Origin of the sequence: Paenibacillus sp. FSL R7-0340, assembly GCF_038002205.1 — a bacterium.
GTDB classification, from domain to species: Bacteria; Bacillota; Bacilli; order Paenibacillales; family Paenibacillaceae; genus Paenibacillus; species Paenibacillus polymyxa_B.
Window position 1 is genome coordinate 3642744 of record NZ_JBBOBY010000001.1, and the last position, 15002, is coordinate 3657745.

Below are 15002 nucleotides of genomic sequence, written 5' to 3' on the forward strand. Positions count from 1 at the left end.
TTAGAAAACAAAGTCGATGGAATCCGGCGAGAAGCCTTCTGGCTGCTCGTCCGTGTTCACCTGAATACCGCTTAACAGCAAATCTGGATTGATCCCAACCTGGGACAGGATCGCTATCAAATCTCTGGTTAATCTCTCAATAGCGTTGGCCCCAAACAGCTTCGTGCAATATTCAAAGGAACCCTTGATTTCCCCATCTTCATCACTCATGGACAAAGTCAAATCGAATTTAGAGATACGATGCTCCTGAACATACGGGCTGAAGGACAGCGTCTCAAGCTTCGCTTCCTGTGACTCCGTATTTTGCAGTACAAACATAGTGTCGAATAACGGGTTACGGCTTGCATCCCGTGCTACATCCAGCTTTTCCACCAACTCTTCCAGTGGATAATCCTGATGCTCGAAGGCTTGCAGCGTACGATCTCTGGCTTCCAGCAAGTAGCTGTGGAACGTTTGGTTGCCCTTCGGCTGATGCCGGATGGCTAGCGTGTTGACGAACATTCCGATCAGTGGCTCCAGTTCAGGCAACAAGCGGCCTGCTACCGGCGTACCGATGATCAAATCGTCCTGACCGCTGTATTTGGACAGCAGAACGGTGTAGGCACTCAATAGCACCATGTACATCGTACTTCCGGTCTGTGCCGCAATTCGGCGAAGTTGCTCAGATACATTCGCGTCCACTGTAAATTCATACATCGCACCCTCGAAGCTGCGAACAGCAGGTCTAGGATAAGCAATTGGCAAATCCAGTACCGGTAATTCTCCAGCTAAATGCTCCAGCCAGAAGTGTTCCCGGCGTTGGTATGACTCACGCTGCGTCTCCTGCTGCTGCCATACGGCATAGTCCTTGTACTGAATTTGCAGCTGCTCCAATTCCTGCCCTTCGTACAGTTGTACCAGCTCCTGCACGATATTGTTAGACGATACACCGTCTGAAATAATATGGTGCATGTCGTACATCAGGAGATGGCGCTCTGGTCCGGTTTGAATAAGACGGACACGCAGCAGTGGTGCCTGGCGAAGATCAAAGCTGCGTACAAAGGACTCGATATAGGCTTCGGCTTCGGACTCTCTGGCCTGCAGGTGCTCTACTGCAAACTCCGCTTGATCGTAAATCCGCTGAACGACCTCGCCTTCCAGCATTTCAAAGGAAGTCCGCAACGTTTCATGACGGGCTATTAACTGACGGAACGCATCCTCCAGCCGATCGGCCTGAAGCGGTCCCTCCACGGTTAATACACCCGGCATATTGTAGCTGAGATCCCCACCTTCCAGATGGCTCAAAATGTACAGTCGTTTTTGAGCCGAGGAAACCGGGTAGTACGCCTGTTGCGCCGCCGCAGGGATCACCGTATAGGTGTCTGTACCGTGCGTTGCGATGAGCTGGGCTTGCTGCTCAATCGTGAAGTGTTGGAACACCTCACGCAGCGTAATCCGGCTGTCCAGTTCCTGATGGATTTTGGCCACCAGCGTCGTTGCCCGCAGGGAGTGTCCGCCCACGTCAAAGAATGAGTCGGTGACTCCTACGCTGGACAGCTTCAAGACATCCTGCCAGATTTGGGCTAGCTTGGCTTCCAGCGGCGTCCGCGGTGCAACGTACTCCAGGCCTCCTTCGAGGCGTGCTTCCGGTGCCGGCAACGCCTTGCGGTCGATTTTCCCGTTCGGTGTCAGCGGGAAACGATCCAGTTGTACCACATACGTCGGGATCATGTAATCCGGCAGCTTCGGCTGCAGCGCATTGCGCAGCTCCGGCAAACTCAGGGACTCTGAAGCTATGATATAGGCACACAGATCCTTGTGTCCGTCTTCGTTGTCCCATGCTGTGACCACGGCTTTCTGAATGCCATCCACGGTCAGCAGCTGCGCTTCCACCTCGCCCAGCTCGATCCGGTAGCCCCGGATTTTCACCTGGTGGTCGATCCGGCCCAAATACTCAATACTGCCGTCTGGCATCCACCGTGCCAGGTCGCCCGTCCGGTACATCCGGCTTGCGTGAGTGCTGTCCGCTGGATCGGCTGCTGCCGCATCAGCGAACGGATTCGGGATGAACTTCTCTGCCGTCAGTTCCGGCAGGTTCAGGTATCCTCGTCCCACGCCTGCACCTCCGATATAAAGCTCACCTGCGATACCGATCGGTACCAGCTGTTGCTGGCTGTTCAGGATGTACACCGACTGGTTCGCTATCGGCGTTCCGATGGATACCGTATGCTCCCCTTTTTCCAGCAGTGCGTTCAGGGCTTCCACATCTTCAATCGTATAAGCGGTCGCATCTACCGTGGTTTCGGTCGGACCGTACACGTTTGTAATGACCGGACGATACCCAGACCACTTGTGCAGGAACACATTTACCAGCTGCACGGATAATGCTTCGCCACCGATCAGGTAATGTTTCACTTCCGGCGCTTCCGTCACACTGACGCTTTCGTTCAAAATATGCAGATGTGCAGGTGTGCCGTCCGACAGATCAATCCGGTGCGTGCGGTAGTAGGCGATCAAATGCTCTCCGCTCAGACTGACGTCACGGGACACCACATGCAGGGTGTGGCCTAACAGCAAGCTGGCAAAGATTTGCTTCACTGAAGCGTCAAATACAAATGCCGACAGCCATGCGACATGAAGCGGCTGTTCATAACGGCTGTATACTCGTTCCAATAAAGCATCTACCAGATTGCTAACACTGCCCTGCTCGATCATGACCCCTTTCGGCTGACCGGTGGTACCTGACGTGTAAATCATATAGGCCAGGTTGTGCGGACCGGCGACAGGGATCAGATTGCCCGCATCCTGTGCTCCCAACTGAGCTTGAACGTCCTCGTCATCCAAGACTACAGCTCGAACTGTGGATGGCAAGCTGAGCGACAGGTTGGCGACTCTGCTTGTAATCACGACCTTGGCCCCACTGTCTTGGAGCATGTAGTCGATGCGCTCCTGTGGATACACCGTATCCATTGGTACATATGCGCCTCCGGCCTTAAGTACCCCCAGAATGCTCACCAGAATATCCGCAGAACGTTCCAGCAATACGCCAACCGGTTGATCTGCTTCGACCCCTTCCGCTCGTAACACACGAGCCAATTGGTTCGCACGCTCATTCAGCTCAGTGTAGGTCAGCGCGGTGGCACCAGACACAACTGCTATCCGCTCAGGGTTGCGCTTCGCTTGCTCTTCAAAGCGCTCGCTGAGCGAACGGCCTTGTAATGCTCCAAGCAGGCTGTGCGCATTCGGATCATTGAACACCTTCAGAATCTGCTCGGTTTCTTCTGCCGTAATCAACTCCAGCTCACCCAATTTCGCATCCGGGTTCGCCGCGACGGCTTCGGCCAAGCGAACAAAGTGACGCGTCATCCGTTCTACCGTTTCGCGCTCGTACAACGCAGTTGCATACTGCAATCCGAACTGGATACCTGCCTCTTCCTCTCTGGCTTCCAGCGTCAAATCAAACTTCGCTGGCGTTTGTTCCAAGCCGTATGGACGGAAGCTCAGATCTGCCAGCTGCAACTCGCCTTCCTCGGTGATTTGCAGGGTAAACATCGTATCAAACAGCGGATGGCGGCTCATATCCCGCTTAACATTTAGCTTTTCCACCAGTTCCTCAAATGGGTAGTCCTGATGTTCATAGGCTTGCAGAGCACAAACTTTCACTTCTTCCACGTAGCTGCGGAAGGTATGTTCCGCTGTCGGATAGTTTCGCAATGCCAACGTACCGACGAACATCCCGAGGATCGGTTCCAAATCTGCATGCGGTCGTCCGGCAATCGGTGTGCCGACCACAATATCTTCTTGCCCGCTGTATTGGTGTAAGAGCGCGGTGTACGCAGCCAGCAGCACCATATACAGCGTAGAGCCTGTGTGCGCCGCCAGTTCCTTCAGACGTTCGCTAGCTTCGCGCTCCAGCCCGAACACCACCGTATCACCTGCCGTACTTCGTACCGACGGACGGGCAAAGTCCGTAGGTAGATCCAGCACAGGCAGTTCACCCCGGAAGGTGTCGAGCCAGTACGCTTCCTGACGTTGCATCCACTCTTGATGGGCTTCGCTTTGCTGCCATACCGCATAATCCTTGTACTGGATACGCATTGGCGAAAGCTCTTCACCGTCGTATAAGCGGACAAATTCATCGGTCAGTACTCCCATGGACACACCATCCGAGACGATATGGTGCATATCGAGCATGAGCAAATGCTGCGGTTCCTGCTCGGTTTCTTGTACACCCAAATCTACCAAGCCTACCCGCAGCAGCGGAGCGACTTGCAGATCGAACGGACGTACAAACTGTTGCACACGTTCCTGTGCTTCCTTGCTGACCATCGTGTCCGCAGTCGCACCCTCTACCTGTACCTTCGTATATTCCACCTCGAACGGCACGGTGTCCTCAATCCATTGCACCGGCTCACTGTCCACCAGTGCAAAGCGGGTACGCAAGGTCGCATGGCGGGCGATTAATTGACGGAACACGTCCTCCACTCGCTTCACGTCCAGCGGACCACTCACTTGCAGCACTGACGGCATGTTGTAGTTCACATCATTCGGGTCGAACTGATGCAGCACATACAGTCGTTTTTGCGCCGAGGAAAGCGGGTAGGAGCTGCGTTCTTCCGTCACCGGAATGGACGCATACGCCACTTGGTCCAGACCTTCCATGACCGCTGCCAGTTGTTCAATCGTTGGCGCTTCAAAAATACTGCGCAGTGGAAGCGGCTTGTTCAGCTCCTTGTGAATTTTCGAGGCCAGCGTCGTCGCCCGCAGCGAGTGTCCGCCAATCTCGAAGAAGTTTTCCTTCACACCGACCTGTGCCAGACCCAGCACATCCTGCCAAATTTGCGCCAGCTTCACTTCCACCCATGTCCGCGGTGCTACATAATCCGCTCCGCTTTGCAGGCTGCCTTCCGGTGCTGGCAGTGCCTTGCGGTCGATTTTACCGTTCGGTGTCAACGGCATCTGCTCCAGCTGCACCAAATACGAAGGCACCATGTAGTTTGGAAGCTCCTCGCTCAGTAAGCTGCGCAGCTCACCAGTGCTCACTTCCCGTTCAGCAACATAGTACGCCACCAGTTGGTTTTGCCCCTGTTCGTCCGCTTGTGCCAGTACGATGACCTCTTGTACGTCCTCCACTTTCAAAATTTGTGCCTCGACCTCACCCAGCTCGATCCGGTAGCCCCGGATTTTCACCTGATGGTCGATCCGGCCCAAATATTCGATGTTGCCGTCCGGCATCCATCTCGCCAAGTCACCTGTACGGTACATCCTTTCATAGCCCGCTTCGCCAGCCGCAAACGGATTCGATACAAATTTCTCAGCCGTCAGCTTTGGACGATCCAGATAACCCCGAGCCAGACCCGGACCGGACACGCACAGTTCACCCGCTACGCCCACCGGAGCCAAATGTCCATGCACATCCACCATGTATACCCGATGATTCGGCACAGGGCGTCCGATAGAAATCAGTTGTCCTGCTCTCTCATCCTCGGATACCGGCCAGATGGATGTCGCCACCGAGTTTTCGGTGGGACCGTAGCCATTGTAGTACGCGACCTGATCCTTCCACTTGTACACCAATTCTGTTGAAGATGCAGAACCCGCAGTGAACAGAATACGCAGGTTTGGCATCCGCTCCGGCTCCAGATACACCGCATAGGTCGGCGGCAAAGCGGCCACGGTGATTTGATGATCCGCCATATATTGCTCAAACCGTTCGTAATTCAAAATCGTCTCTGACGTTGGCACATACAACGTGGCTCCGCAGAACAGCGCCTGGAAGATTTCCCAGCAAGCCGCATCAAACGAATAGCTGGCGAACAGCAACGTATGATCCGACGTGCGGATCTTGAGCGCCTGATCAAAATACGTTTTCAGATTGCATAGACCGCGATGCTCCAACATAACACCCTTCGGCTGCCCCGTTGTACCCGACGTATAAATGACATACGCCAGATCGTTCGGACCAGACAACGACTCCAAATTGGAATCATCCTCGTGATACACCGTTTGCTCCCCATCTAGCACCAGCACGTGACCGTCGATAGCTGCTTTGTCCACCAGATGGCTTTGCGTCAACAGCAGCTTCGCACCCGAGTCGTCTAGCATGTAGCGGATACGCTCCTCTGGATACGTCGGATCGATGGGTACATATGCACCCCCGGCTTTTAAAATCCCGAAGATGCCCACGATCATGTCCACCGAACGCTCGGTCATCAGACCCACCAAACGCTCCTTCGTCACGCCTTGGTTACGCAAGGTACGAGCCAGACGATTCGCACGTGCATTCAGCTCGCGATAGGTCAGTTGCTCTCCTTCGAAGAACAACGCTGCCTGCTCCGGTGTCTGCGCCGTTTGTGTCTCGAACAAGCCATGGATCGTTTGCCCGCTTGGATACTCAGCAGCTGTATTTCCCCATACGCTGAGAATTTGCTCACGCTCCTGCTCACTTAACATATCCAGCTCCTGCACTCGAATGTCCGGCTTCGTCACCACCTGCTCCAACAGCTGTATCAGATGGCCCTGAGTCCGTTCAACGGCTTCACGATCATATAACTTCGCATTGTATTCAAATCGGATTTTCATCGCTTCCTGCGGCATAACGACCAGATTGAAATCATAGTTGGTTTGTTCAATCATGCCGGCATTGCGAATTTCAAAATCCGACTCTGCACCTTCGCCAAGTTGCTCGACCTGCTCCTCCACCGGATAGTTTTCAAACACGATAATGTGGTTGATCAGATCTTGCTTTTGCTCGCTCAAGGCTTGAATTTCATACAGCGGATACGTTTCATAATCTTGAGAAGTCAGCGCCTGCTTCTGATTCGTTCTGATCATGTCGGCAAAGGTGTCCTCAGCCCCACTGCGGATCCGTATTGGAATGGTGTTAATGAACAAGCCCACCATATTTTCGATCCCCGAAATATCCGCTGGACGACCAGACACTACACCGCCAAAAACAGCGTCGTCACTACCGTTGTACTTTTGGAGCAGCAAGCCCCAAGCTGTTTGCAGCAATGTATTGGTGGTCACGTGGTGCTGCTTGGCCACCATTTCCATACGTCCGGTCAAGTCCTTGCCCAGATCGCACAGGATATGCTCAAATTGTGCACCGTCCGCTTTCACGCCTACTTTTCCGGTCGGAATCGAAGTTTGCTGATCATAGCCGAGCAAATAATCCTTCCAATAGGAAGCTGCAGCCCCTACATCCTGTGCTTCAAGCCACTCAATATACTGACTGTATGGAGTAACGGGGGCAAGCTTCGGCTCTCTATGCTCCACGGCTGCAAAATAAGCCTCAAACACCTCATCCGTGACTAACGCCACACACCAGCCATCCATCAAGATGTGATGAGAGCTCCACACAAAATAATAATCCTCATCACCTGTTCGTAAAATCGCCACGCGCATCAACGCATCCCGGGACAAATCAAATCCGGCTGCCTTGTCCTTGCGAATAAATTCCTGCACATACGCGTCACGTTCCTGATCATTCAGATGACGCAAATCTTCACATTTGAAACCAACATCCTTGCGGCGGAAAATAACCTGCACAGGCTCATCCTGCCAACCGCTGATGAAATTGGCCCTAAATATCTCATGCCGCTGCGCCAAATGATTCAAGCTATCTTGGAAAATATCCGCTTGGAAGCGTCCATGCAAATCAAAGGTCGTTTGTTCAAAATAAGCTCCTGACTCTGCATCCATCAAACTATGGAACAACATGCCTTTTTGCATCGGCGTCAGCGCATATACATTTTCCAGTTCCCCCATGTCACGAGTCCGTTCTACCAATTGATCCAGCTCGGCCATGGTTACATTGTTAAGCATGACATCGCTTGGCGTCAGCTCTTGCTGTTTGCGGCCTGTGCAATGCGTAATGATTTCCTGCAAACTGATTCTAAACGCTTCAGCTAGCTGCTCCATCGTTTCATGGCGATACTCCTGCTTGCTGTAGCTGATCGTCAATTGCAGCTCGCCTTCGGAAATCAGTCCGTTCATATCCAGCGTGTGCGTTCTAGCTGCATGGGCGCTAAGCTCTGCACCGCTAGAGTAAGGAGATACGCCAATGGACTGATTTTGCATATCTTGGTCAAATTGTCCCAAATAGTTAAAGCTGATTTCAGGTTCGGTTACAAAACGCTCTTGCTCACGTGCTGCGGACAGGTATCTCAACATCCCGTAGCCAATGCCCTTTTGCGGAATGCGGCGTAGTCCTTCTTTCACATGTTTGATGCGTTGTGAAAGGTCTTGCCCCACGCTCATATCCAGCACAACTGGGAATTGGGTCGTAAACCAGCCCACGGTGCGCGTAATATCCAGTTCTGGCAAAATGGACTCCCGTCCGTGACCTTCCAGGCTCACGAGCACTCGTTCCAGGCCCGCCCAGCGATAAATAGTCAGTCCCAATGCGGTAAGCAGCAAATCATTCATATCCGTGTTGTAGGCACGATGCGCCTGTTTTAACAGCTGCTCCGTTTCCTGAGCTGTCCACGTGACCGTAATGTTCTTGCTGTCCCTATTCAAGGAATGAGAATGGGATTCGTCTTTTGGAAGCGGCTCATACATTCCCTGTTCAATTTCTTGCCAGAATGCGAGTTCTGCTACCATGGCCGGGCCGTTCGCATATTGAGACTGCCCATCAGCCCAGGTGCGGAACGAATCCGTTTTGTGCGGAAGACGAGCCGCTTGTCCGTTCAATGCCTGCTCATAGGTGGTCGTAATATCCTCGAACAAAATGCGCCAAGATACGGTATCCACCACTAAGTGATGAATCGCCATCAGCAAATGATCTCCATCCGGGCAATGGAACAGCCCCAGCTTCACCAGCGGTCCTTCGCTTACATGAATACCCGCCTGAATTTCATTTACTTTGGCCTCGATCGCCGCAGATACCTCAGACTCATTTCTGAAGTCGGCCCGATCCAGCGTATACAGCTCGCCCTCCCCAACCGCACGGTTCCAAGCTTCATATCCGTACTCCGTAGGACGGAAAATGATGCGCAGTGCGTCGTGATGGCTCACGACGTGATCCATCGCTGTGCGCAGGGCCGTTTCATCAAAACCGTCCTTGCTATGCAGCATAATGGACTGGTTATGATGATGAGCATCCGTCAGGTTCTGCTCAAAGAACCATTGTTGAACAGGTGTCAGTTTCACGGCGCCCACCACTTCACTCTGATCCGCCAATCGGGTCACCGTTTGGACTTTCAGTGCCAATGCAGACACGGTTGGATGACTGAACAGGTCTTTCATCTCCAGTCGATAACCTGCTTGCAGCAATCGGGAGGATACTTGCAAGGCCTTGATCGAATCGCCACCCAGTTCGAAGAAGTTATCCTGCGTGCCTACCGCTTCCACACCGAGCACCCCGGCCCATACCGCAGCCAATACTTGTTCCACCGTGGTACACGGTGCCACATAGGCTGCACCGGTATGGATGCTTCCTTCCGGTTCCGGCAAGGCCTTGCGGTCGATTTTGCCGTTGTGGGTCAGTGGCAAGGTCTCCAGACGCATCAAGCGTGCAGGTACCATATGTGCTGGCAGTCCGGCTTCCAGCTCGGCCTGTACCTCCTCAATCCGCAGCTCTGCTTCTCCTGTGATGTATCCGCACAAATACTTGTGTCCACGCTCATCCGTCCGGTCGATGACTACCGCTTGACGCACACCCGGCACCCGTTGGATCGCCGTTTCAATCTCACCCAGCTCGATCCGGTAGCCCCGGATTTTCACTTGATAGTCCATCCGGCCGATAAAGTCCACATTGCCGTCCGGCATCCACCGCGCCAAGTCGCCTGTGCGATACAATCGTTCACCGGCTACATATGGATTCGCTACGAATTTCTCGGCCGTCAGGTCGGCACGGTTCAGGTAGCCTCGTGCTACCCCGGCTCCGCCAATGCACAGCTCACCCAGTACGCCGATCGGCACCGGATTCAGCTGGCTGTCCACAATGTAGAAGCGTGCGTTCAGCCACGCCTGGCCAATCGGTACACTGCCGCTGCTTGGCAGCTTCGACAGTTCTTCATCATAGAAGCTGGAATCAATCGCCGCTTCCGTAACACCATAGCTGTTAATGATGCGAATATCTGCGCCAAACCGTTCCTGCAGCACCCGATAATCCGTCACGCTGCAGCTATCCGAGCTGGTGATCAGCAATTCCAGACTGCTCATGTCCAGTCCCTGTTCATATACATGCTGCATAAACGGTACGATCAGGGCCGGGGTCGATTCGAATACCGTAATCTGGTAATCGCGAATCCAGCCATACAGACGGCTTGGATCAATCCGGTCGTCCTTCGGACAGATGACCATCGTGCCGCCGTTATAAAGCGTCCGCGCAATATCGCCGACGAACACGTCGAAGGAGAAGCTTGCCAGTTGTAGCAATCGTACCGGGAACCGGTTCAGACGGTAATCCCGACGATACGCCGCAGCCGTATTCACCAAGCTGCGATGCTCAATCATGACGCCCTTCGGACGTCCCGTTGTACCGGAGGTGTAGATCACATAGGCCAGATCCTGCGGTTCGTTGATGTGCTCGATATCGGTGGTGTCTCCGGTATACAGCGACTCATCGTCCAGCGCCAGCACGGTATGCAGACGCAAGTGCGTTGCGGGTTCGACTGTAGCTTCGCTTTCATCCAACCAGACTTGTGCACGCTCCTGCAATCCCGTCTGGGTCAGTAGCACCGTAGCACCACTGTCCTCCAGCATGAAACGAATGCGTTCGGACGGATAGTCTGCATCTAGCGGCACATATGCGCCTCCAGCTTTCCACACTGCCAATACGCCGACCAGCATGTCGACCGAACGTTCACTCAAAATGCCGACAATCGACTCGCGGCCAATACCTTCATTTCGCAGTCTGCGCGCCAATTGGTTCGCACGCTCGTTCAGTGTGCGGTACGTAAGCTGCTGCTCCTCGTACACCACCGCCACGTGATCTGGTACAAGCTGCGCTTGTTCTTCCACAAAGGTATGGAACAGTGCTCCTGCTTCTACCGCAGCAACATCCGACACCCCTACATCTCCAAAACCGTAGATGATTTGTGCCTTTTCCTCGACGGTTACCATATCCAAAGCTGCCAGTGACTGCTGCGGATGAAGGGTAATTGCACGAACAAGCTCGGTAAAATGCTGTGCCAATCGCGCGATGGTTTCAGGCTTGTACAGCGCCGTGCTGTATTCCAGACTGCACAGAATACCCTCCGGTTGCTCCACTGCATCCAAAGTCAGATCAAACTTGGCCGTATGATTGTCCGTCGGATACGTCTTAAAGGTCAGACCCTCCAGTTCGAACTCCTGCTGCTCAAATGTTTTCAACTCAAACATCGTGTCAAACAGCGCATTCCGGCTCGTATCCCGCGTTAAATTCAGCTTTTCAACCAGTTCTTCAAAAGGATACTCCTGATGTTCATAAGCACTGAGCGCATGCTCTTTCACCTCTTGCAAGTAATCCAGGAACGTTTTGTCGCCAGACGGATAATTGCGGATCGCCAGCGTGTTGAGGAATACGCCTACCAAGCCCTCCAGTTCCGCATGCGGTCTTCCGGCAATCGGCGTGCCGACGATGATGTCCTCCTGCCCCGAATATTTATGCAAGAGTGTGCTATACGCGGCCAGCAACACCATGTACAAGGTGGAGCCGGTTTGCGCGGCCAGCTGTTTCAACTGCTCGCTGTCCTCCAGGCTGATCGCAAATTCCAATCGAGCTCCTTCCAGACGCTGTACGGCTGGTCTTGCAAAATCCGTTGGCATATCCAACGCCGGAATGTCACCAGCCATCGTGTTCAGCCAGTAGCTTTCCTGCTCACGAAGACGTTCACTTTGCATATCGGCATGCTGCCAAACGGCATAGTCCTTGTACTGGATGCGCAGGGACGGCAGTTCCTTGCCTTCATACAATTGAGAGAACTCCTGCACGATAATGCCTTCAGTCACGCCATCCGAAATAATATGGTGCATGTCATAGAGCATGACGTGACGCTCCGGTCCGGTTTCCACCAACTGAACCCGCAGCAACGGTGCTTGTGCGAGATCAAATGCACGTACAAAGTCCTGTGCGTACTGCTGGGTCTCTTCTTCGCTTGCCTGCACATGCTCCACGTTGAATGCGACGCCCGATTCAATCCGTTGAATAACCTCGCCATCCACCATGTCGAATCGGGTTCGCAGGGCTTCATGACGGGCAATCAGCTGGCGGAAGGCTTGCTCCAGTCGCGTTTTATCCAAGGAACCTTCAATAATCAAAGCGCCCGGCATATTGTAGCTAACCTCTCCGCCTTCCAGGTGACTCAGCACGTACATCCGTTTTTGCGCCGAGGAAACGGGATAATATGCACGCTCCTCCGCCACAGGGATGGATACATACGTTTGCTGTGTCTGATCTTCTCCCATCACCTGCACTAGTTGCTCAATCGTCGGATATTGGAAAATATCTCGCAGGGCCAGCTTGTAATTCAGCTCCTGATGGATTTTCGCCATCAGTGTTGTGGCGCGCAGAGAATGTCCTCCCACTTCAAAGAAATGGTCCTTAATACCGATCTGCGGATGATTCAGAACACTTTGCCAAATACGTACCAGTTGCTCTTCCAGCAGTGTCCGCGGCGCCACGTACGCCGTGCCTCCTTCGAGGCGCGCTTCCGGCGCAGGCAACGCTTTGCGGTCAATTTTTCCGTTCGGTGTCAGCGGGAAATGATCCAGTTGTACGACATACGTCGGGATCATATAACCCGGCAGCTTGGGCTGCAGCATGTTGCGCAGCTCGGGCAAATTCAGCGCCTCAGAGGCTACGACATACGCACACAAATCCTTGTCTCCGTCTTCGTTTTCCCAGGCGGTGACGATGGCTTTCTGAATGCCATCCACGGTCAGCAGCTGTGCTTCCACCTCGCCCAGTTCAATCCGGAAGCCCCGGATTTTGACCTGATCATCCATCCGGCCGATAAAGTCCACATTGCCGTCCGGCATCCACCGCGCCAAATCGCCTGTGCGGTACAATCGTTCACCTGGTACATACGGATTCGCTACGAATTTCTCGGCCGTCAGGTCGGCACGGTTCAGGTACCCACGTGCTACCCCGGCTCCGCCAATGCACAGCTCGCCCAGTACACCGATCGGCACCGGATTCAGCTGGCTGTCCACGATGTAGAAGCGTGCGTTCAGCCACGCCTGACCAATCGGCACATTGCCGCTGCTTGGCAGCTTCGACAGCTCTTCATCGTAGAAGCTGGAGTCAATCGCCGCTTCCGTGACGCCGTAGCTGTTCATAATGCGGATATCTGCGCCAAATCGTTCTTGCAGTACCTGGTAATCTGTCACACTGCAGCTATCCGAGCTGGTAATCAGCAGTTCCAGACTGCTCATGTCTAGCCCCTGTTCATACACATGCTGCATAAACGGTACGATCAGGGCCGGGGTCGATTCGAATACTGTAATCTGGTAATCGCGAATCCAGCCATACAAGCGGCTAAAATCAATCCGGTCGTCTTTCGGACAAATAACCATCGTGCCGCCGTTATAGAGCGTCCGCGCGATATCCCCGACGAATACGTCGAAGGAAAAGCTTGCCAGCTGCAGCAGTCGTACCAGGAACTCGCTCAGACAGTAATCCCGACGATACGCCGCAGCCGTATTCACTAAGCTGCGATGCTCGATCATGACGCCCTTCGGACGTCCCGTTGTCCCGGAGGTGTAAATTACATACGCCAGATCCTGCGGTTCGTTGATAGGCTCGATATCAGTGGTATCCCCGATGTACAGCGACTCATCGTCCAGCGCCAGCATCGTCTGCAGACGCAAGTTCGCTGCGGATTCGGATGCTGCTTCGCTAGGTGGCGAATCTGCTGTTCCATTCAGGGTTCCATGGAGAGTACCTGATTCCATCGTTTCAGCTCCAGCCGCTATTTCAAACTCGGCCTCAAACTGCCCTCCCGTCAAGGCCTGACGGCTTTCCTCCAGCCATACCTGTGCGCGCTCCTGCAAGCCCGTCTGGGTCAACAGTACCGTCGCACCGCTGTCCTCCAGCATGAAACGAATACGTTCGGACGGATAGTCTGCATCCAGCGGTACATAGGCGCCTCCAGCTTTCCACACGGCCAATACGCCGACCAGCATATCTACCGAACGCTCACTCAAAATGCCGACAATCGACTCGCGGCCAATGCCTTCATTCCGCAGTCTGCGCGCCAATTGGTTCGCACGCTCGTTCAGTGTGCGGTACGTAAGCTGCTGCTCCTCGTACACCACCGCCACGTGATCCGGCACAAGCTGTGCCTGTTCTTCCACAAAGGTATGGAATAAGGCTTCTGCTTCAACAGCAGCAACATCCGATACCCCCACATTTCCAAATCCATGGATGATTTGTGCTTTTTCCTCGGCAGGTACCATCTCCAAAGCTGTCAGTGGCTGTTGTGGATGCAGTGTAATTGCACGAACAAGCTCGGTAAAATGCTGCGCCAATCGCGCGATGGTCTCAGGCTTGTACAGCGCCGTGCTGTATTCCAGACTGCACAGAATACCCTCCGGTTGCTCCACTGCATCCAAGGTCAGATCAAATTTGGCCGTATTATTGGCTATCGGATACGAATGTAAGGTCAGACCTTCCAGCTGCAATTCCTGTTGCTCCAATGTTTTCAACTCAAACATCGTGTCAAACAGCGCATTCCGGCTCGTATCCCGCGTCAAATTCAGCTTTTCAACCAGCTCTTCAAAAGGATAGTCCTGATGCTCATAAGCACTGAGTGCATGCTCCTTCACCTCTTGCAGATAATCCAGGAACGATTGGTCGCCAGACGGATAATTGCGGATTGCCAGCGTGTTGATGAAGACACCTACCAGGCTCTCCAGTTCCGTATGCGGTCTTCCGGCAATCGGCGTTCCCACTACGATATCTTCTTGGCCTGTGTATTTATGCAAGAGCGTAGTGTACGCCGCCAGCAGCACCATATACAAGGTTGAACCTGTTTGCGAAGCCAGTTCTTTCAGGCGTTCGCTAACTTCACGCTCCAGTGCAAATTCGATCG

The 15002-nt window shown here is 53.6% G+C and carries 1 protein-coding gene (only partly in view); it reads right to left on the reverse strand.

Annotated elements, in window-relative coordinates; genetic code table 11:
- On the reverse strand, window positions 1-15002 hold the final stretch of the coding sequence (locus MKX59_RS16050) for a non-ribosomal peptide synthase/polyketide synthase (RefSeq protein WP_340858538.1). It continues 27211 nt past the right edge of the window; 15002 of the gene's 42213 nt are visible here — the last part of the coding sequence; its start codon lies beyond the right edge, outside the window — the gene reads right to left on this strand; the stop codon is at window positions 1-3.